This window comes from Streptomyces sp. NPDC023573 (assembly GCF_055559735.1).
Genome location: NZ_JBVHKB010000012.1, coordinates 137,103 through 158,523, shown reverse-complemented (window position 1 = coordinate 158,523; position 21,421 = coordinate 137,103). Strand labels below are relative to the sequence as shown.

10 protein-coding genes and 1 pseudogene are annotated in these 21,421 nt (G+C 72.0%); 7 read left to right on the top strand and 4 right to left on the bottom strand.

Annotated elements, in window-relative coordinates:
* Window positions 1-375: 375 nt before the first annotated feature.
* Complete coding sequence (locus tag ACZ32T_RS31410; RefSeq protein WP_467370452.1) at window positions 376-1,056, bottom strand: hypothetical protein; 681 nt, start codon at window positions 1,054-1,056, stop codon at window positions 376-378.
* Window positions 1,057-1,730: 674 nt separating this feature from the next.
* Between ACZ32T_RS31410 and ACZ32T_RS31405 the strand changes: the two genes are divergently transcribed.
* The 7 genes and pseudogenes from ACZ32T_RS31405 to ACZ32T_RS31375 all read left to right on the top strand — a co-directional run.
* Window positions 1,731-2,636 (top strand): sterol desaturase family protein, encoded by a 906-nt coding sequence (locus ACZ32T_RS31405; RefSeq protein ID WP_467370490.1) that lies wholly within the window; start codon window positions 1,731-1,733, stop codon window positions 2,634-2,636.
* Between the two features lie 137 nt (window positions 2,637-2,773).
* Window positions 2,774-12,097, top strand: coding sequence for a non-ribosomal peptide synthetase/type I polyketide synthase (locus ACZ32T_RS31400; RefSeq protein ID WP_467370449.1), 9,324 nt, complete (start codon window positions 2,774-2,776; stop codon window positions 12,095-12,097).
* Window positions 12,084-13,769, top strand: coding sequence for a phytoene desaturase family protein (locus tag ACZ32T_RS31395; protein ID WP_467370446.1), 1,686 nt, complete (start codon window positions 12,084-12,086; stop codon window positions 13,767-13,769). The genes ACZ32T_RS31400 and ACZ32T_RS31395 overlap by 14 nt, the downstream gene beginning before the upstream one ends.
* A gap of 11 nt (window positions 13,770-13,780) precedes the next feature.
* Complete coding sequence (locus ACZ32T_RS31390; protein WP_467267963.1) at window positions 13,781-15,424, top strand: phytoene desaturase family protein; 1,644 nt, start codon at window positions 13,781-13,783, stop codon at window positions 15,422-15,424.
* Window positions 15,421-16,476: an MDR family NADP-dependent oxidoreductase gene (locus tag ACZ32T_RS31385; RefSeq protein WP_467370444.1), complete on the top strand. Its 1,056-nt coding sequence runs from the start codon at window positions 15,421-15,423 to the stop codon at window positions 16,474-16,476. The genes ACZ32T_RS31390 and ACZ32T_RS31385 overlap by 4 nt, the downstream gene beginning before the upstream one ends.
* The gene (locus ACZ32T_RS31380) at window positions 16,473-17,552 is read left to right on the top strand and encodes a Rieske 2Fe-2S domain-containing protein (RefSeq protein WP_467370441.1); all 1,080 of its coding nucleotides are present in this window, start codon (window positions 16,473-16,475) and stop codon (window positions 17,550-17,552) included. Before ACZ32T_RS31385 ends, ACZ32T_RS31380 begins: the two co-directional genes overlap by 4 nt.
* Window positions 17,553-17,661: 109 nt before the next feature.
* Window positions 17,662-17,841: pseudogene (locus ACZ32T_RS31375) on the top strand (hypothetical protein); the annotation flags it as partial.
* A 326-nt stretch (window positions 17,842-18,167) separates the two neighbouring features.
* Here the strand turns inward: ACZ32T_RS31375 and metF are convergent.
* From metF to metK, 3 genes are read right to left on the bottom strand one after another with little or no spacing between them, the layout of a single operon-like run.
* On the bottom strand, window positions 18,168-19,085 hold the full coding sequence (gene metF, locus ACZ32T_RS31370) for a methylenetetrahydrofolate reductase [NAD(P)H] (RefSeq protein ID WP_467370439.1): 918 nt from the start codon (window positions 19,083-19,085) through the stop codon (window positions 18,168-18,170).
* Window positions 19,082-20,119 (bottom strand): carbohydrate kinase family protein, encoded by a 1,038-nt coding sequence (locus ACZ32T_RS31365; RefSeq protein ID WP_467370436.1) that lies wholly within the window; start codon window positions 20,117-20,119, stop codon window positions 19,082-19,084. Before ACZ32T_RS31365 ends, metF begins: the two co-directional genes overlap by 4 nt.
* A 1-nt stretch (window position 20,120) precedes the next feature.
* Complete coding sequence (metK, locus tag ACZ32T_RS31360; protein WP_467267662.1) at window positions 20,121-21,344, bottom strand: methionine adenosyltransferase; 1,224 nt, start codon at window positions 21,342-21,344, stop codon at window positions 20,121-20,123.
* Window positions 21,345-21,421: the final 77 nt, after the last annotated feature.

Below are 21,421 nucleotides of genomic sequence, written 5' to 3'. Positions count from 1 at the left end.
CAATTCATGCAGGTCAGCGACCAAGCCCTCCTCATCGTGGCGGGTCGCCGCGCCGGCGGGTCTCTTCCGCGACATCTGAAAGCCTGCAAAAATAGCACCATCACACCCCTTCTGACCTGCACAAATGCGAGTCGAGGCGGGGTGTGACGGAGTCTCTGGGACTTTTCTGGGACTTTGGGCCAGGAGCGACGACGTGCACCGCGCTCTTCACGTGATGAGTCATCGGAAAGATGTCGGCCTGGGCGGGTCACGGAAAAGCTCAGGTCAGACACCATTTTCTCGGCTCGCCATCCTGCGTGTGGGTACCTGGAGCGTCAAACGAGCGTCACAGCCGACAGTCGGTGCACAGGCCGCCAAAGTGCCCGCCGAGGTCGGCTACAGGTGCAGTCCCACATGGTTCACGATGAACCGCTTCTCCTCGGAGTCGAGGGCGAAGTAGATGCGTCCGACCTCGTTGGGCGAGACGGCGTCCCGTACCTTGATGTGCGGCAGTCCGTCCCAGCGCTTCCCGTTGAACGTGAAGTAACGCTTGTCCTTGCTGAGTTTCTCGTCGTTGGGCGCGAATCTCAGTCCGTGGTCGTCGTAGCACCACTGGGCCAGCCTGGGCATCTTGCCGGAATGGGAGTACGGGTCCATCGCAGCCTGCGCGAGGGCGGTCAGCCGGTCGGTCATCTCCTGGGGGTACGGGTAGCGGGAGTCCTTCCAGCCGCGCGCCGCTCTCGCCGTGAACACGATGTGCCCCTCCGACGCATTGGCGAGAGCTTCGAAAGTGAGCACGGCATCCGATCCCAAAAGAGGGATCTCGCTCCAGGCATCGAATGTGGCCGCCCGCCCGCTCCCACCCTTCGACAGGCCCAGGTGCTCGTTCTTCCAATAGTCCCGGTCCTGACGCAGGACCTCAGCGGTGGCGGCATCGCCTCGCGCCTTGTCGCGTTCCTCCATGCAGCTCTGTGCCATGTCCTCCCAGGACGTGGCATCCTCTTCGAGCTGCCGGACACGTCTCTGCAGTGCCTTGAGCTCGGCGGCCGTGTCTCCGGCGGCCTGGGCGCGCGACAACTGGCGTCGATGGCGCCGCTACCGCGGTTTCCGGCCCTGGGCAGAAAGTGGGCGTACTTTCTCACGGTAGACCCCGGGTCGGTGTGGCCGAGCCACGGCGTCAGGGAGAGCACCGATTCGCCGGCCTCCAGCTGCTCGGAGGCGTAGAAGTGTCGCAGGACGTGAAACCCATGCTCTCTGGACGGTTCCCACACGGGAGTCTTCGGCGGCCGGGGATCGTCCCTCGTTCGATCGCTGCAACGTTGACGGGCCGCCAGGTTGGGTGGGCCTGTATACCCGGGCAATTCTCTCCTTGCGAGCTCCTGTGCGGTCCGGCCGCCCGAGTTGTACGGCTCGTGTTCCGCCCGTGGCCCCACACGCGCCCCCACAGGGCGATGGTTTCGGGCATATCCGCCGGGCCCGGACCCCGCGGTAACCGCTCTCTACGCGGGTGGCGACCGGCATGGCCGGCGCCGCCCACGCGAGTGCGGAATCGTTACTTCCGGTCACCGGCACCCCGTGCCCTCCACCCCGCCCCACGGGCACCGAACAATGAAAAGAACTTCTTCTTATAAATTACCCTCGCGCGCCCCCCTTACCGCGCTGGCCAAAAAACGCCGTTCACTCATTCACGACCCCTCACGTCCGCTGCTACTCTGCGAACTCCCTATTCGGATGTGATGGAGATTCTCCGCATGGATGATCGACCTGATATGGGGTCGCTGCCGGCGAATGCGTGGACCACCGGCGCGTCCGCCCGCGAGTTTCTCCGCTATGCCGCGTACCCGATTCTGCTCCTGTCGGCAGTCTGGCTCTTCACCTCGGTTCTGCGCTTCGACTGGGACCGGGGCCGGGCCGTCCAGCTCTTCCTGATCGGCACCATCGTCTATCTCGCGGCGCTGGAGCGGCTGATCCCGCACCGGACCGACTGGCACCCGAGCGGCCGGGAACTGTGCTGGTACGCAGCCTATTTCGGGTTCACCATGGCCGGCGCCATGCTCGGCCAGTCGGTCGTCGCGGCCGTTCTGGCCGCGACCCCCGTCACGGGACCGGGGCTCGCGCTCGGGGCCGAGGTGCCCCTCGCGCTGCTGGCCTCCTCACTGACCGGCTATCTCGTCCACCGCTGGGCGCATTCGAATCGGTGGCTGTGGAAGGTACACGGAATTCATCACGTCCCGGGAAAAGTGAACGTCGCCAATAACGGCGTCAACCACCTACTGGATGTCGCCTTCAAACAGGGCACGGTCCAATTGACACTGGGATTTCTCGGATTCTCCGCCGACTGCCTTTTCGCGGTGGCGCTCTTCACCCTTGTCCAAGGCTATTTCGTGCACGCGAACGTGGACGTCCGACTCGGTCCGCTCCACCACGTCCTGGCCAGCCCCGAGCAACACCGGCTGCACCACAGCGCCGACCTGGCCGAGGCCGGTCACTTCGGCGTGGACCTCTCGGTCTGGGATCGCCTCTTCGGCAGTTTCACCTGGCGACCGGACCGCCGCCCGGCGCTCGTCGGTGTCAAGGACCCCGCCACGTTCCCGGAGACCGGCTCGATCGTCGCCAGCCTGCTCCACCCCGTGCGCCGCCCGCCCCACACCGCGTAGTCCCCCGTACCGCGCACACCCGCTCCGTACCGCGACCTCCCCGCCCCGTACCGCGCAGTCCCGCACCGTACCGGCGTCGTGCCCCCATACGCCCCCGCCCGGCCCGTACCGAGGCGTCGTCTCCACCGGATTGGACCATGATGGACTCACCCAGCGCCGCCCACCGCGACAAGGTCGCCATCATCGGCATCGGCTGCCGGCTCCCAGGACACGCGGGTGACCACCGGTCCTTCTGGCGCAATCTGATCGAAGGCCGGGACTGTCTCGTCCCCACCCCGGCGGACCGGTACGACACCACGACCCTCGGCAGCCGCGACCGGGCCAAGCCGGGCCGGCTGACCGGCGGCCGGGGCGGCTACATCGACGGCTTCGACGAGTTCGACCCCCACTTCTTCGGGATCAGCCCGCGCGAGGCCGAGCACATGGACCCTCAGCAGCGCAAGCTCCTGGAGGTGTCCTGGGAGGCGCTGGAGGACGGCGGGCAGCGGCCCGCCGAACTGGCCGGGCGGGACGTCGGCGTCTTCATCGGCGCCTTCACCCTGGACTACAAGATCCTGCAGTTCGCCGACCTCGGTTTCGAGACACTGGCCGCGCACACCGCGACCGGCACGATGATGACGATGGTCTCGAACCGCATCTCGCACTGCCTCGACTTCCGCGGCCCCAGCGTCTCGATCGACACGGCGTGCAGCTCTTCCCTGGTCGCGGTCCACCTGGCCTGCCAGAGCCTGCAGCGCGGCGAGAGCGAACTCGCCCTGGCCGGAGGTACCCTGCTGCACCTCGCGCCGCAGTACACCATCGCCGAGACCAAGGGCGGCTTCCTCTCCCCCGACGGACGCTCCCGCGCCTTCGACGCCTCCGCCGACGGCTACGTACGGGCCGAGGGCGTCGCCGTCGTGGCGCTCAAGCGCCTCTCGGACGCGCTGCGCGACGGCGACCCGGTGCACGCCGTGGTGATCGGCAGCGGGGTGAACCAGGACGGACGCACCAACGGCATCACCGTGCCCAGCGCCGACGCCCAGGCCACGCTCATCGAGCGGGTCTGCGCCGAGGCGGGAGTGACACCGGGCAGCCTCCAGTACGTCGAGGCGCACGGCACCTCCACCCCCGTCGGCGACCCGATCGAAGCGCGGGCGCTGGGCCGGGTGCTGGCGCAGGGCCGGGCGCCCGGGGCGCGGTGCTACGTCGGCTCGGTCAAGACCAACATCGGGCACACGGAGGCCGCCGCCGGCGTCGCGGGCCTGATCAAGACGGCGCTGGCCCTCCGGCACCGCCGCATCCCACCGCACCTGAACCTGGAACAGCCCAACCCCGCCATCGACTTCGCCGCGCTGCCCTTCGAGATCCCGACCGCACCGGTCGACTGGCCGGAGCACGAGGGACCCGCGCGGGCAGGCGTCAACTCCTTCGGCTTCGGCGGCACCAACGCCCACGTCCTGCTGGAGGAGGCGCCGCCCCGCCCGCCGGAGGAGCCGCGCGCGACGGCCCGGACGCCCGCCCGCTCGGTCCTCCCGCTGAGCGCCCGGCACGCGTCGGGCCCGGCCGAACTGGCCGCGGGCGTCCGCCGCGAACTTGCCGCCGGAGTGCCCCTCACGGACCTCGGGCACACCCTGGCCCACCGCCGCCAGCACTTCGAGGAGCGACTCGCCGTCGTCCACTCCCCCCTCGGCCCGCCCGGCTCCCTAGACGAGGTACTGGCCGCCTGCGAGCGCGGGGAGCAGCACCCCCGGGCCGTGCGGGGCCGCCCCCGGGAGCCCGGGGCGCAGCGGCTGGTGTGGGTGTTCACCGGCATGGGGCCGCAGTGGTGGGGCATGGGGCGCGAGCTCCTGGACGCCGAGCCCGTGTTCCGGGAGGCGGTCGAGCGCTGCGACCGGGAGGTCCGGCGCCAGGCGGGCTGGTCGCTGCTCGACGAGCTGACCCGGCCCGAGGCGGAGTCCCGGATGGCCGAGACCTGGCTCGCCCAGCCCGCCAACTTCGCCGTCCAGGCGGGGCTCGCGGCGCTGTGGGAACACCACGGGGTGCGGCCGGACGCCGTCGTCGGGCACAGCACCGGCGAGATCGCGGCCTTCCACCAGGCCGGGGTGTACGGCCTGGAGGACGCCGTCCGGATCGCGCTGGCGCGCAGCGCCCTCCAGCACCGGCTCGCGGGCACCGGCGTGATGCTGGCGGCGAACCTGTCCGAGGAGGAGGCCGAGCGCCTCGTCCGCCCGTACCGGGACCACGTGTCGGTCGCCGCCGTGAACAGCCCGGCGTCGGTGACGCTGTCCGGGGACCGGGGCACCCTCGGGGAGCTCGCCGGGCGGCTGGAGCGGGAGCAGGTCTTCGCCCGGTTCCTCGACGTCGAAGTGCCGTACCACAGCGTGCGGATGGACCCGATCGAGGCCGAGCTGCACGAGGCGCTGGCCGGGATCGCGCCGCGCGCCGCCGGTCTCCCGCTGTATCTGACCGCCCGCCAGGGGCGTGCGCGGGGGCCGGAGCTGGACGCCGCGTACTGGTGGGAGAACGTCCGGCGGCCCGTCCGGTTCCGTGCCGCGGTCGACCGGCTGGTCGACGACGGGTACACGCTGTTCCTGGAGATCGGTCCGCACCCGGTGCTCGGCCACTCGATCCGGGAGTGCCTGGAGGGCCGGGCCGTCGAGGGGGTGACGCTGCCGTCGATCCGGCGCCGGGAGGACGAGCCCGAGCGGTTCGCCCGCTCCCTCGCGGAGCTGTACACGCTGGGCGTCGACGTGGACTGGTCGGTGCTCCAGCCCGTGGGGCGGCCGGTGCCGCTGCCGGGCTATCCGTGGCAGCGGGAGCGGTACTGGGTGGAGCCCGCGCCGGTGGAGCAGATCCGGCTCGGCCGGCTGGACCACCCGCTGCTCGGCCGGCGGACCTCCGCGCTGCAGCCGACCTGGGAGAGCCGTCTGGACACCGAGCGGCTGCCGTACCTGGCCGACCACCGGATCGAGGACAGCACGGTCTTCCCGGCCGCCGGGTACCTGGAGATGGCCGCGCAGGCGGTTCGGGCGCTGACCGGCGGCGACACGGCGACCCTGGCCGACGTCGAGTTCTCCCGGGCCCTGTTCCTGCCCGACGGCGAGACGACGACCGTCCAGCTGGCCTTCGCGCCGGAGGAGGCCGGGTTCACCATCGCCTCCCTCACCGGTTCCGGGACCGGGGCTCCGGACCGTACGGTCCACGCGAGCGGGGTCGTCCGAACCGGGCAGCCACGCCGGCTCGCGGAACCGCTGGACACTGCGGTACGGGCGCGGGCGGGGCGTCGGCTCGACCGGGAGGCGTGCTACGGCGAGCTGGCGGCGCTCGGCTACCACTACGGCCCGGCGTTCCGGGCGATCGACGAGGTGTGGACGGCGCCCGGCGAGGCGCTGTCGCTGATCCGGCCCACCCCGGGCATGGGCGACGGGGCCGCGGACTGCCATGTGCACCCCGTGCTCCTGGACGCCTGCTTCCAGACCATGCTCACCGCGATGACGCCCGACGACGGCCGGTCCGCCGGGATCCGGCTGCCCGTCGGCATCGCGGAGCTGCGGCTGGACGTGGTCGGCGACCGGGCCCTGTGGGCGCACGCGACGGTGACCGCGGAGAGCGACGAGGAACTGGTCGGCGACCTCGCCCTGTACGCCGAGGACGGGACGCCGCTCGGCCGGATCAGCGGCTTCCGCGCGGCGGCGGTGGACCGGGTGGCCTCCTCGGTGAAGCTCGGCACCATCGACGGCTGGCTGGCCGAGGTGGTCTGGGAGGAGACGCCCACCGAGGCTCCGGAGGGCGGCGGGACCGCCGAGGGAACCGGGGACGGTCCCGACGGCCCCCCCGCGCCCGACCTGGTGGTCTTCGCCGACGAGGGCGGGCTCGGCGCGCGGATGGCCGAGGCGGTCGTGGCGCGCGGCGGGCGGTGCCGGCTGGTCCGCCCGGGCAGCCGGTACCGGAGCGGGGCCCGGCACATGACCGTGCGACCCGATTCGGCGGCCGATCTGCGCAGGCTGTTCGACGAACTCGGGCCGGGGTTCGGAGCCGTGGTGCATCTGTGGAACCTCGATCTGCCCCCGCTGGACACGGTCGGCGCGGCGGACCTCGGCGGGATCGGCACAGTCGGCGGCTACTCGCTCGTCCTGCTCGCCCAGGTGCTGCCCGAGGCGTGCCCGGAGGGGCGCCTGCACATCGTCACCCGGGGCGCCCAGGCGGTGGTGCCGGGCGAGCCGGTGGAGCCGTTCGGCGCGCCCGCCTGGGGCATCGGCCGGGTGCTGTGGCAGCAGGAGCTCACCGGTCACAGCGGCAAACTGATCGATCTCGACCCGGCCGGGGGTCCCGGCGAGGCCGAGGTGCTGCTGCGCGCGCTCACGGCGGACGACGGCGAGGGCGAGATCGCGCTGCGGTCCGGGCGGCGGCACCTCAGCCGGCTGCGTCCGCCCGCGGGGCTGACCCGTCCGCTGCCGCTGCGGCTGCGCGCGGACGGCGCCTATCTGGTCACGGGCGCGTTCGGGGCGCTGGGACGGCTGCTCTGCCGCACCCTGGTACGGCGCGGGGCCCGGCGCCTGGTCCTGCTCGGCCGCACCGGCGTGCCGGAGCGCGGCGCGTGGCGGGGGCTCGATCCGGGCGGCCCCGAGGGGCGGCGGGTCGCGTTCCTGCGCGAGCTCGAAGCGCTCGGCGCAGAGGTGCTGGTCGCCGCGGTGGACGTGACCGACGCGGCGGCCATGGAGGGCTGGCTGGCCGGGCGGCGGGCCGCCGGTCTGCCGCCGGTGCGGGGCGTGTTCCACCTCGCGGGACAGGTGCGGGACGTCCTGCTGCCGTCGTTGGACCGCGAAGCGTTCGACGCGGGCTACGGGCCGAAGGTGCACGGCGGGTACCTGCTGCACCGGCTGCTGCGCGACGAGCCGGTCGAGCACTTCGTACTGTTCGCGTCGGTCGCCTCGCTGCTGACCACGGCCGGTCAGGTCAACTATGCGGCCGGGAACGCGTTCCTGGACGCGCTCGCCCATCACCGCCGGGCGCTCGGTCTGCCCGCGCTCAGCCTGGACTGGGGACCGTGGGCCACCGGCATGATCGAGGAGCTCGGGCTGGTCGCCCACTACCGGGACGCGCGCGGGATGAGCTCGCTGGCGCCGGAGGCGGGCATGGCGGTCCTGGAGCGGGTGATCGGGCAGGACCGGGCCCAGTTGCTGGTGGCCGCGGTGGTGGACTGGCCGGTGTTCCTGTCCTGGTATCCCACCCCGCCGCCGCTGGTGTCGGCGCTCGCCGCCGCGGCGGCGCGGGAGGTCCCGGCGGGGCAGGGCGGCAGTCTGCTCGACGCGTTCCGCGCCGCCGACGAGGCGGCGCGTACGGCGTTGGTGGCCGAGCGGTTCGCGGCCCTCGCGGCGGGTGTGCTGCGGGTGCGGCCGGAGCTGATCGACGCGGACGCCCGGCTCGGCTCGCTCGGTCTGGACTCGCTGCTCGCCATGGAGCTGCGGGCCCGGACCCACACCGAGCTGGGAGTCTCGCTGCCGGTGGTGGCGCTGCTCAGCAATGGGCCGGTGAGCGAGCTGACCGAGCGGCTGTACGCGGGGCTGACCGAGCTCGCGGCGGCCGGGGGTCCGGTGGCGGAGACGGCGGTGGAGTTGTTCACCGACGAGGCGTGCTACCCACTCACCCACAACCAGCAGGCCCTGTGGTTCCTCCGGCAGCTCAATCCGGACGGCTTCGCGTACAACATCGGCGGCGCGGTGGAGGTGCGCGCGGAGCTCGACCCGGAGCTGCTGTTCGATGCCTTCCGGACGCTGATCGCCCGGCATCCGAGCCTGCGCGTCAACATCACCACCGAGGACGGGCGTCCGGTCCAGCGGGTGCGGCCCGAGGCCGTCGCCGACACCGGTCTTCTCGATGTGTCCGGGCTGCCCTGGGACGAGGTCCGCGCCCGGCTGGTGGCGGAGTACCGCAGGCCGTACGACCTGGAGCGGGATCCTCTGGTGCGGCTGCGGCTGTTCCGTCGGGCCCCGGACCGCTGGGTGCTGATGAAGGCGGTCCACCACATCGTCTCGGACGCGATCTCCACCTTCACCTTCATCGAGGAGCTGTTCGAGGTCTACCACGGCCTGCGCACCGGCCGGCCGGCGGAGCTGGCCCCGGTCCGGGCCCGCTACCTGGACTTCCTCAACCGGGGGAACCGCTTCCTGGCCGGGCCCGAGGCGCGGCGGATGCTGGAGTACTGGCGGGAGCACCTGCCGCGGGAGGTCCCGGCGCTCGAACTGCCCACCGACCGGCCGCGCCCGCCGGTGCAGACCGACAACGGCGCCTCCGAGTTCTTCCAGCTCGACGACGAGCTCAGCGCCCGGGTGCAGACGCTGGCCCGGGAGCACAACGTCACCGTGTTCACGGTGCTGCTCACCGCGTACTACCTGCTGCTGCACCGCTGGTCGGGGCAGGACGAGATCGTGGTCGGCAGCCCCGTCACCGGGCGCACCGAGGAGGAGTTCGCCTCCGTATACGGCTACTTCGTCAATCCGCTGCCGCTGCACGTGAGCCTGGCCGGGGAGCCGTCGGTGGCCGAGCTGCTGGGCCGGGTGCGGGACACGGTCCTCGCGGGCCTCGACAATCAGGAGTACCCGTTCGTGCTGCTCGTGGAGCAGTTGGGCCTCCAGCACGACCCGAGCCGCTCGGCGGTCTTCCAGGCGATGTTCATCCTGCTCACCCACAAGGTGGCCGTGGAGCGCTTCGGGTACACCCTGGAGTACATCGAACTCCCCGAGGAAGAGGGACAGTTCGATGTCACGCTGTCCGCGTACGAGGACCGGTCCGACGGGCGCTTCCACTGCGTGCTGAAGTACAACACCGACCTGTTCGACGCGGCGACGGTGCGTCGGATGGCCGCGCACTACCGGAACCTCCTCGACGGCCTGACCCGCGCGGAGGGCGAGCGCCCGGCGGGACGGCTGCCGATGCTGGGGGCCGGGGAACGGGAGCGGATCGTCACCGGGTTCGGCGGCGTCGGCCGACGGATCGACCACGACGTGCCGGTGCACGAGCTGATCGGGAAGATCGCCGCGCAGTTCCCGGAGGCGGTCGCGGTGTCCGTGCCGGGCGGGCGGCGGCTCGGCTACCGGGAGCTGGACCAGCGCTCGCGGCGCGTGGCGGCCTCGCTGCGCGAACGCGGCGTCGGCGCCGGGACGGTGGTGGCGGTGCGTCTCGCGAAGTCGCCGGAGCTGGTGATCGCGCTGCTCGCGGTGTGGCGGGCCGGGGGCGCGTATCTGCCGCTGGACCCGGACCACCCGGTGGAGCGGCTGGCCGAGCTGATGGAGACCGCCGGGGCCACGCTGGTTCTGACCGACGGGCGGCGGAGCCGGGCGGCCCGGCTGCCGGGACGGCCTGTCACCCTCGACGAGCTGGACCGGCCGGGGACCGAGGAGCGGCCGGAGCCGGCCGTGGGCCTCGACCGGACGGCATACGTGATCCACACCTCGGGTTCCACCGGCCGCCCCAAGGCGGTGCGGGTCAGCCACCGCAACCTGGCCTCGGTGTTCGTCGCCTGGCAGCAGGAGTACCGGCTGGACACCGACGTCCGGGTGCACCTGCAGATGGCGGGCGTCTCCTTCGACGTGTTCACCGGGGACCTGGTCCGGGCGCTGTGTTCGGGCGGGACGCTGGTCCTCGTCGACCGGGACCTCCTCTTCGACACTGCGCGGCTCTACCGGACCATGCGCGCGGAGGGCGTGGACTGCGGCGAGTTCGTGCCGTCGGTGGCGCGCGGGCTGCTGGCGCACTGCGAGCGGGAGGGGCTGGGCCTGGAGTTCATGCGCCTGGTGATCGTCGGCTCGGACGCCTGGCGGGCGGGCGAGCACCGGAGGCTCGTCGCGCTGTGCGGGCCGGGGACCCGGGTGGTCAACTCGTACGGGCTGACCGAGGCCACCATCGACAGCGCCTACTACGAGGGGCCGGCGGAGGGGCTGGAGCCGGGCCGGATGGTGCCGGTCGGCCGGCCGCTGCCCAACAGCGAGCTGTACGTCCTCGACCGGCACGGCGAGCCGGTGCCGCCGGGGGTGGCCGGTGAGCTGTGGATCGGCGGCGCCGGCGTCGCCGACCGCTACCTGGGCGATCCGGAGCGGACGGCCGAGCGGTTCGTGACCCTCGAACCGGGCGGCGAACCCGTACGGCTGTACCGGACGGGGGACCTCGGGCACTGGGACGCGGAGGGGGTGCTGCACCTCCTCGGGCGGGCCGACGGGCAGGTGAAGGTGCGCGGCCACCGGGTGGAGACCGGGGAGATCGAGGCGCGGCTGGCCGCCCGGCCCGAGCTGGCGCAGGTGTGCGTGACGGTACGGCGGGACGAGACGGGCGAGAACGTGCTGTGCGCCTACTGCGTGCCCGCGCCGGGCGCGGTGGCCGACGCCCGGGAGCTGCGCCGCCACCTCGCGGAGCAACTGCCGACGTATCTGATCCCGGCGCACTTCACGGAGCTGTCCGCGCTGCCGCTGACCGCGAACGGCAAGGTCGATCCCGGCGCGCTGCCGGAGCCGCGCGCGGAGGCGGGACCGGAGAGGTACGAACCGCCGGTGACGCTGTACGAGACGCGGATGGCGGCGCACTGGCGGTCGCTGCTCGGGCTGGAGCGGCCGGGGCTGCGGGACGACTTCTTCGAGGCGGGCGGCAGTTCGATCAAGCTGATCGAACTGATCCACCACCTGCGGACCGAGTTCAACGCGTCCGTGCCGGTCGGGCGGCTGTTCCGGACCAGCACCCTGCACGGCATGGCCCGCACCCTGGAGGACGTCGTCACCGGGCGGCTGCCCGGCGCCGAGCCGTACCTGTGGTTCAACCCGGGCGCGGACCCGGCGGCGACGGTGTTCTGCCTGCCGCCTGCGGGCGGGCACGGGCTGGTGTACCGGCAGCTCGCGGCGCGGCTGCCCGAGCACCGCTTCGCCGCGTTCAACTACCTGCCGGGGCCGGGCAAGGCGGCCGGGTACGCGGATCTGGCCGAGGAGCTGCACCCGGGCGGGCCGTACACGCTGTTCGGTTACTCCCTCGGCGGCAACCTCGCGTTCGAGATCGCCGGGGAGCTGGAGCGGCGGGGCCGCGCGGTGGACCTCGTACTGATCATGGACTCGTACCGGATCGCCGAGGCCGTCGCCCTCGGCGAGGAGCACCTGGCCGAGTTCGAGGCGGAGCTCGCGGAGCACCTGCGGCGGCACACCGGTTCCGAGATCGTCGCCCGGGAGACCGTGGAGCAGGCCCGCGAGTACCTGGCGCACTGCGGTGCTCACCCGTCGCTCGGTGTGCTCGGCGCGCCGATCGCGGTGATCTCCGACCAGGACAAGCTGCTCCGCTTCGCGGCGGACGAGCCCGGCGGCTGGCACGAGGTCACCGCCGCCGGGTGCACCGTACGCGAGGGGCACGGGCGGCACGCCGAGATGCTCGACGGCTCGTTCCTCGACGGGAACGCGGAGCTGGTCCGGGCGCTGCTGGCGGGAGGTGCCGCGGATGGGCGTGCGTGACGGCGGGCCCCGCTGGGAGGCCCGGCCTCCCGGCGGGCGGCCCCGGGTGATCATCATCGGCGCGGGCATGTCGGGTCTGGCCGCCGGCTGCTACGCGCAGATGAGTGGGCTGGAGAGCCGGATCTTCGAGAAGCACGTGCTGCCAGGGGGCTGCTGCACCGCCTGGGCTCGGCAGGGCTACCTCTTCGACTACTGCATCGACTGGCTGGTCGGCACGGCACCCGGGACCGGGGCGAACGACGTGTGGCGCGAGCTCGGGGCGCTGGACGGGAAGCGGATCACCCATTTCGACCAGTTCAACCGGGTGGTGGCGGAGGACGGCCGGTCCGTCACGTTCTACAACGACCCGGACCGGCTCCAGAAGCACCTGCTGGAGATCTCGCCCGGCGACGAGCGCCTGATCCGGGCGTTCTGCCGGGACCTCAGGCGCTTCGCGGGGCTCACCCCGCCCTGGGAGCCGAAGCCGCCGCCGCTGAAGTCCCTGACGGAGAAGGCGCGAACGCTGCTCGCGATCCTGCCGGCGTTCCGGCTGTACTGGCGCACCGCGGCCACGCCGATGCGCCGGTTCGCGGACCGCTTCGAGGACCCGCTGCTGCGCCAGGCGTTCCCGAACATGTTCCTCCAGGAACTGACCGGCTTCCCGCTGCTCCCCTTCCTCTTCACGATGTCCTGCGCCTTCATCGGCAACGCGGGCTTCCCGGAGGGCGGTTCGCTGGGTCTGGCCCGGTCGGTGGAGGAGCGGTACACGGGGCTCGGCGGGCACATCGGCTACCGCGCCCGGGTGGAGCGGATCCTCGTCGAGGACGGGCGGGCGGTCGGCGTACGGCTGCGGGACGGGCAGGAGCACTTCGCCGACCATGTGATCGCCGCCTGCGACGGGCCGACGGTGCTGGACCGGCTGCTGGAGGGGCGGTGGAGCAGCCCGCGCACCGAGCGGCTGTACACGGAGCTGCTGGACCGGCCGGACAACCTGTACCCGGCGGTGGTCTCCGCGTTCGTCGGGATCGACGGCCCGCTGCCCGCCGGTGAGCCACACAGCACCACGTACCTCCTCGGTCCGGAGCGGGGCGCGGCGCTGCCGGGGAGCCTCCAGCACAGTCTGGTGGTGCAGCGGCGGTCCGACTACGCCGACGGCTTCGCACCGGCCGGGAAGTCGGTGCTGCACTGCACGTACTTCACCGACCACCGGTCCTGGCAGGAACTGCGGAAGACGGACCGGCGGGCGTACCGGGAGCGCAAGCAGGGGGTCGTCGACTTCCTGCGGAGCTTCCTGGCCGAGCGTCATCCGGGCCTCGATGAGCGGATCGAGCTGGTGGACGTGGCGACGCCGGCGACGACGGAGCGGTACACCGGCAACACCTACGGCAGCATCCTGGCCTGGAAGGCGTTCTCCGAGGCCGACGACGTGTCGAGCGCACTGGTGGACCGGGACCGGATGCGGCTGCCGGGGCTGAGCGGCTTCTCGATGGCCGGGCAGTGGACCGGGATGGGCGGCCTGATCCGGGCCGCGACCAGCGGCCGGTACGCGGTCCAGTTCCTCTGCGACGAGCTGGGCCGGGAGTTCCGGGCCTGGCCGAGCGAGGGTGCCGGGCCGTGGCATCCCGGGAAGCTGGGCCGGCTGCCACAACTCGAACAGCAGGGCGACGCCGGAAAGGCGGCGGTGGCCGAATGACCAGAAGGACCATGCTGATCGTCGGCGGAGGGCTCGGCGGACTCTCCACCGGCTGCTACGCCCAGATGAACGGCTACCGCAGCAGGGTGCTGGAGATGCACGAGATCCCGGGCGGCTCCTGCACCGCCTGGGACCGGGGCGACTTCACCCTCGACTGCTGTGTGAGCTGGCTGCTCGGCAGCGGGCCGGGCAACGAGATGCACCAGATCTGGCTGGAGCTCGGCGCGCTCCAGGGCAAGCGGATGCGCAACTTCGACGTGTTCAACACGGTGCGCGGCCGGGACGGGCGGGCGGTCCACTTCTACTCCGATCCGGACCGCCTCGAAGCGCACCTGCTCGCCCTCTCCCCCGGCGACGCCCGGGTGATCCGCGACTTCTGCGCCGGGCTGCGGACCTTCCGCAAGGCACTGGCCCGCTACCCGTTCCTCACCCCGGTCGGGCTCATGGGCCGCCTGGAGCGCTGGCGGATGCTGGCGTCCCTGGTCCCCTACCTCAACGTGATCCGGCGCTCCATCGGCACGCTGATGCGGGACTACTCGCAGCGCTTCCGGGACCCGCTGCTGCGCGAGGCGTTCAACTTCATCCTGTACGAGCAGCATCCCAACTTCCCCGTGCTGCCGTTCTACTTCCAGCTCGCGGCGCACGCCGGCGCCTCGGCCGGTGTCCCCGAGGGCGGCTCGCTGGGCCTGGCCCGCTCGGTCGAGGAGCGCTACCGGGGGCTCGGCGGCGAGGTCATGTACAACGCCAGGGTCGTGGAGATCCTGGTGGAGAACGACCGGGCGGCCGGGGTCCGGCTGAGCGACGGCACGGAGCTGCGGGCGGACATCGTGGTCTCCGCCTGCGACGGGCGCACCACGTTCCTCGACCTGCTGAAGGGCCGCTACCTCACCGACACGTACCGGGAGCTGTACACCCGGACCATCACGGAACCCGACATGGTCTTCCCCGGCTACCTCACGGTCTTCCTGGGGCTGCGCCGGCCCTTCCCGGACGGCGAGCCCTGCACCACGTACCTCCTGGAGGACGCGGTCGCGGAACGGCTCACCGGCATCCGGCACCCCAGCGTCAACGTGCAGTTCCGCAGCCGCCACTACCCGGAGCTGTCGCCGCCGGGCACCTCCGTGGTGTACGCCACGTACTTCTGCGACATCGCGCCGTGGCGGGAGCTGAGCACCGGTCCCGAGCAGTTCACCCGGATCCGCCGCGGCGAGGAGCTGCACACGCTGCCGGTCGGGCGCGGGCGGGACTACCAGCGGGCCAAGCGGCAGGTGCGGGACACGATCGTGGACTTCCTCGACGAGCGGCACCCCGGGCTGCGGGACGCGGTCGTGGTGCGGGACGTGTCCACCCCGCTCACCCAGGTCCGCTACACCGGTAACTACGACGGCACGGTGCTCGGCTGGCAGCCGTTCGTGGACAGCGGCGAGACCGTGGAGCAGGAGGTCAAGCGACACGGTCCGGGCCTGCCGGGGCTCGCGGACTTCTATCTGTCCGGCGTCTGGGCCACCACCGGCGGCCTGATCCGGGCCGCGGCCTCGGGACGGCACGTCATGCACTTCGTCTGCCGCGACGACGGGCGGCCGTTCACCGCCTCCGTCGACGACAGCGCCCCTCTCCCCGTACAACTCATCGAACCCGCAGGAGCGACCCCGTGAAGACCGAGAAGTGGATCGTCAGCGAGCACAACGACGGCGTGCCGGACGTGGACCGGATGTACGTGAAGGTGGTGGAGGAGCTCGACACCGACCTGGCCGAGGACGAGATGCTGCTGCGCACGCGGTACGTCTCCGTCGACCCGTACCTCCACGGGATCGCCCTGGACACCCCGGTGGGCGACCACATGGGCGCCGACTCGATCATGGAGGTGCTGGCGGCCGGGCCGCGGGCGATGTTCGGCGTCGGGGACCTCGTGCAGGGCTTCGGCGGCTGGCGCACCCACCTGGTCAGTAACGGCGCGGGGGCGCTGTGGCAGACCGGCACGTTCCCGATGGTCTTCCCCGCGTACCGGAAGCTGGACCCGGCCCACTACGACGAGGCGCTGCCGCTGAGCACCGCGCTCGGCATCCTCGGCGGCGCCGGGATGACCGCGTGGGGCGCCCTCACCACCTTCCTGGCCGTACGGCCCGGCGACACGGTCCTGATCAGCGGCGCGTCCGGCGCGATCGGCACGCTGGTCGGGCAGCTGGCGAAGCGGGCGGGCGCGCGGGTGGTGGGCACGACCGGTTCGCCGGAGAAGGCGGCGCGGCTGACGGCGCTCGGCTTCGACGCCGTCGTCGTCTTCCGGCACGGCGGGGACCCGGCGCAACTCCGCGAGGACCTGGCGCAGGCGGCTCCTGGCGGCGTCGACCGGTACTTCGACAACCTCGGCGGGGTCATGACCGACACCGTCTTCACGATGCTCACCGTGGACAGCCGGGTCGCGGTGTGCTGGCAGTGGGCGAGCCAGGTCGGCGGCGAGTGGACCGGGCCCCGGCTGCTGCCGTACATCATGTTCCCGCGCACGACGATCCGCGGGATCTTCGCGCTGGAGTGGTTCACCGAGGACAACTGGGCGGCGCTGCACGCCGAGCTGGGGCCGCTGGTGCGCGCCGGCGAGATCCGGTACCAGCAGACCGTGCACCACGGCTTCGACTCCCTTCCCGCCGCCTACCGCAGCCTGTACACCGACCGCGCGGCGTCCTTCGGCAAGGTGCTGGTCGAGCTGTGAGGCGCGGCCACACCCGGGCGCTCACGGAGGGCCCGAGCCCGGCCGACGCGCACGAGCCGGTCCTGCCGTACCCCGACGGCTGGTTCTCGGTGGCGTTCTCCTCGGAGGTGGTGCGGGGGGCGCTGCTGACCCGGCCGCTCCAGGGCGAGGACGTGGTGCTCTACCGGCTCCGCGACGGCGAGGTGCGGGCGGTCCGCCCGTACTGCCCGCACCTGGGGGCGCACCTCGGGCTCGGCGCGCTGGAGGGCGACGAACTGCTGTGCCCCTTCCACCGCTTCGCCTTCGGCCCGGACGGCGCCTGCACGCGGACGGGGTACGGCACGCCCCCGCCGCCGTCCTCGGACCTGACCCTGCTGCCGGTGCGCGAGGTCGACGGCGCCGTCTTCGTGTGGCGGCACCACGACGGGCGGGCGCCGGACTGGGAGCTCACGCCCTGGCACACGCTCGGGACGCGGGCGCCGCGGTTGGCCGCGTGGGAGATGGCGGGGCACAGCCAGGACGTGGTCGAGAACACGGTGGACATCGGGCACTTCACGCCGCTGCACGGCTGGGGCGCGTCGGAGGTAGCCGAGCCGGCGGTCTTCGAGGGGCGGTCCTTCCGGATCTCGGTGCGCTCCGAGGAGCGGGTGCCGCTGCTGGGCGCGAGTCCGCTGGAGGTGACGCTGGAGGGCAACGGGATCAGCCGGGTGCACGTGTGCACGGCCCTCCCTCGGTTCGGGGTGCGCACCTGTGCCGTGTACACGACCACGATGATCGCGCCCGCGGCTTTCCAGCTGCGCCAGACGAGCCGCTTCGAGGTGGCCGAGCCGGCCGCCCTCCCGGCACCGCTGGCCCGCTGGGTGAGCGGCTCGGTACACCGGCTGCTGGCGGGTGTGATGTTCCGGGGCAACTGCGCTTTCGTGTCCCAGGACTTCCCGGTCTGGGCGACGAAGCGGTACGTGTCTCCGCCCCGGCTGGCCCGCGGCGACGGCCCGATCGGCCCGTTCCGCCAATGGGCCCGGCAGTTCTACCCGCCGGACCGCCTGCGGGCGCGGGTGCCGTCGTCGGTGGTGCGGGGGAAGCGGAGAGCAGGGTGACGTAGCCTGGCCGCTCCGAGAAGCCGGGGGGCGGGGGCTTCGCCGGACGGGAGGACGGGGCGATTCGGATGACGGCGGGGCGTCAGGCGCTCCGTCGCGCCTGGTGCTCTTCGAGCGCGAGGACCTGCAGGCACATCTCACCGGCGCGGAGTGGACCGTCGACGAAGCCTTCGCCGCCTACGGGCTCGATGACTCCACCATCACCGCGCTTCGCACCTGAGCCCTGGAATGCGCCGACGACCTGGCAGACCGTTTACTCGAAGAGACCCGCGATCCGGACATCGACTGACCGCGTGAGGTGGTCGAGGACCGCCGGAGGACGCTGCCCTGACGGCCCCGGCGCACCTGAGGTTCCTCCGAGATGCAGAAGATGTTGACAGAGGGTCAGATGGTTCTCATGAGAGGAACATCAGCCTGTACGGCATCCGCGGCCAGGATGCGGGCGGATTCTACGGCCCGCTGGTCCCATTCGGTCCACTCGCATCGGGTACGGGGAAGGGCGGTGAGCACCGGGCCGGTGCAGTTCATCAACGGGGCTGAGGTGGGCATGGGCAGAACGTCTCCATGGCTCAGGATCACGGGCTCGGATCGTGCGGACGGTCGAGGTGGCCCCTCCTACCGGTTCTCGGGGTGCGGGGGCAGACTCAATCGGCGGTGGATGTCGAGTGCCGCGGTCGACTGGTTGAGGGTGATGTAGTGCAGCCCCGGGGCGCCTTCGTCCAGCAGGCGCTGCGCCAGTGCGGTGGCGTGCCGGACACCGATCCGGTGGGCTTCGGCGGGGTCGTGCCGGGCGGCGTGCAGTCGGCGGGCGAGGTCCTGGGGGAAGGTCGCGTCGCTCAGTTCGGCGAAGCGACGGATCTGGTCGTACCGGGTGGCGGGCATGATCTCCGGGATGACCGGGGTGTCGCATCCGGCGGCGGCCAGCCGTTCGCGCAGCCGGAAATAGTCCTCCGCACGGAAGAACATCTGGGTGATGGCGTAGTCGGCACCCGCCCTGCACTTGGCGACGAAGTGCCGGATGTCGCTGTCCCAGTCGGGTGAACGGGGGTGGCGTTCGGGGAAGGCGGCGACCGCGACGCTGAAGTCGCCCAGTTCCCTCACGAGCCGCACCAGGTCCACGGCGTGGTCGAGGCCGTCCGGGTGTGGGTGCCACGGTCCGCGTGGGTTGCCGGGTGGGTCCCCCCTCAGCACGAGGAGGTCGCGAAGGCCGGCGTCCGCGTATCGTCCGATGATCCGGCGGAGTTCGGCTGCCGAGTGTCCGACGGCGGTGAGGTGGGCGACGGGCCGCAGGGTGGTGTTCTCCGCGATCCGCTGGGTGAGGTCGGCGGTCCGCTCGCGCGAGGAGCCGCCCGCCCCGTACGTGACGGAGACGAAGGCCGGGTCAACGCACTCGACCCGGCGCAGTGCCTGCCAGAGCGCACGTTCGCCCTGGTCCGTCTTGGGCGGGAAGAACTCGAAGGAATCCGAGCGGTGGCCGGCCGAGATCAGGGCGGCGGGCCCCGGGTTCGTCCGGGACAGTGTCGAGCTGCTCATCGGCGGGCCCCCGAGTCGGTGGAGCCCTGGGCGGGCACGGCCGGCCGCTCCCGTTCCCCGGCCGTGGCCGCCGTCGGTTGGTGGTCCTGCGCGTCAATGCCGTAGGTGTCATGGAGCAGTTCACGGATCTGCTCGGGCGTGGCCTCATACGTCTGGGTGCCCACGGCCGACAGGGCGAGCGAGGCCATCGCCGAACCCGTCCGCGCGCACTGCACGGGGGTGCCGCCCGCGGCGAGGGCGGCCAGATAGCCGGCTCTGAAGGCGTCGCCGACGCCTGTGGGGTCGACGACGGCGTCCGTCGGAACGGCGGAGACGTCCACTGTCGCGCTGCCCGCGCTTTCGATGCGGCTGCCCTTCTCACCGAGCGTGGTCACCCACGTGCCGACTCGCTCCAGCACCTCGGTGCGGGTCCAGCCCGTCTTGCGCAGCAGCAGTTCGTGTTCGTACTCGTTGGTGAACAACAGCTGGGCCCCGTAGGTGAGTTCCCGGATTTCCGGGCCTTCCAGACGGGCCAACTGCTGTGCCGGGTCTGCGGCGTTGGGTATCCCGAGGGCGCGGCAGGCTCGGGTGTGGCGAAGCATCGCCGCCGGGGCGTCGGCCCCGATCAGTACGAGGTCGATCCCGCCGGACCTGTTCGTCACCTTGGCGAGGTCGATGTCGGCGGCCTCCGCCATCGCGCCCGCGTAGAAGGAGGCGAGTTGGTTGCCGGCCGGGTCCGTTGTACACAGGAAGCGGGCCGTGTGCCGGGTGTCGGAAACGTGCACGCCCGAGGTGCGCACGCCCAGCCCGGCGAGTCGGCGGCCGTAGTCGTGGAAGTCCCGGCCGACCGCCGCGACGAGCAGCGGGCGATGGCCGAGTCGGGCGAGGCCGTAGGCAATGTTGGCGGCGACACCGCCGTCCCGTATCTCCAGGGTGTCCACGAGGAAGGACAGGGAGATCTGCTCCAGCTTGTCCGCCAGGAGTTGGTCGCTGATGCGTCCAGGGAAGGTCATGAGGTGATCGGTGGCGACCGATCCCGTGATGGCTATGCGCACGTCAGATTCCTGCGGCGGTACGCAGGGCGTCCACGCGATCGGTGCGCTCCCAGGTGAAGTCGGGGAGTTCGCGGCCGAAGTGGCCGTACGCCGCTGTCTGGGCATAGATGGGACGCAGCAGGTCGAGGTCGCGGATGATCGCGGCCGGGCGGAGGTCGAAGACCTCGCTGATGGCGTTCTCGATCTTCTCGGTGCCGACCGTGGCGGTGTTGAAGGTCTCGACGAAGAGACCGACCGGCTCGGCCTTGCCGATCGCGTACGCGACCTGGACCTCGCAGCGGGCGGCGAGCCCGGCCGCGACGACGTTCTTGGCGACCCAGCGCATGGCGTACGCGGCCGAACGGTCCACCTTCGACGGGTCCTTGCCCGAGAAGGCACCGCCGCCGTGGCGGGCCATGCCGCCGTACGTGTCGATGATGATCTTGCGACCGGTCAGGCCGGCGTCACCCATCGGGCCGCCGATCTCGAAACGCCCGGTCGGGTTCACCAGCAAGCGGTAGCCCTCCGTGTCCAGCTTGATGCCGTCCGCGGCCAGCTGGGCGAGGACGTACTCGACCACGTGTTCGCGGATGTCGGGCGCGAGCAATCCGTCGAGGCTGACGTCCGCCGCGTGCTGCGAGGAGACCACGACCGTGTCGAGACGGACGGCCCGGTAGCCGTCGTACTCGATGGTGACCTGGGTCTTGCCGTCGGGACGCAGGTACGGGATCGCCCCGTTCTTGCGGACCTCGGACAGACGGTGGGACAGGCGGTGCGCGAGGTGGATCGGGAGCGGCATGAGCTCCGGGGTCTCGTCGCACGCGTACCCGAACATCAAGCCCTGGTCGCCCGCGCCCTGCTGGTCGAGCTCGTCCCCTTCGTCACCTGCGGCGGCGCCTTCGACCCGCGTCTCGTACGCCGTGTCGACGCCCTGCGCGATGTCCTGGGACTGCGCGCCGATGGACACCGAGACGCCGCACGAGGCGCCGTCGAAGCCCTTCTTCGAGGAGTCGTAGCCGATCTCGAGGATCTTGTTGCGTACGAGCGTGGGGATGTCCGCGTAGGCCTCGGTGGTCACCTCGCCGGCGAGGTGCACCAAGCCGGTGGTGATCAAGGTCTCCACGGCGACCCGGGAAGCCGGGTCCTCCCGCAGGAGCGCGTCGAGGATCGTGTCGCTGATCTGGTCAGCGATCTTGTCGGGGTGGCCCTCGGTCACGGACTCCGAGGTGAACAGACGGCGGGACATGGCACTCCTTGAGCGGTCCGGCAGAACCGGCACAAACCAGCGAAAAGGGGGCGGTGATCACGCGAGGGCGGCCCCGG

Bases quoted from the DNA above. Each gene is read 5' to 3' on its own strand.
- ACZ32T_RS31395 (WP_467370446.1), top strand. From the start codon at position 12,084: ATGGGCGTGCGTGACGGCGGGCCCCGCTGGGAGGCCCGGCCTCCCGGC.
- metK (WP_467267662.1), bottom strand. From the start codon at position 21,344: ATGTCCCGCCGTCTGTTCACCTCGGAGTCCGTGACCGAGGGCCACCCC.
- ACZ32T_RS31390 (WP_467267963.1), top strand. From the start codon at position 13,781: ATGCTGATCGTCGGCGGAGGGCTCGGCGGACTCTCCACCGGCTGCTAC.
- ACZ32T_RS31405 (WP_467370490.1), top strand. From the start codon at position 1,731: ATGGATGATCGACCTGATATGGGGTCGCTGCCGGCGAATGCGTGGACC.
- metF (WP_467370439.1), bottom strand. From the start codon at position 19,085: ATGAGCAGCTCGACACTGTCCCGGACGAACCCGGGGCCCGCCGCCCTG.
- ACZ32T_RS31400 (WP_467370449.1), top strand. From the start codon at position 2,774: ATGATGGACTCACCCAGCGCCGCCCACCGCGACAAGGTCGCCATCATC.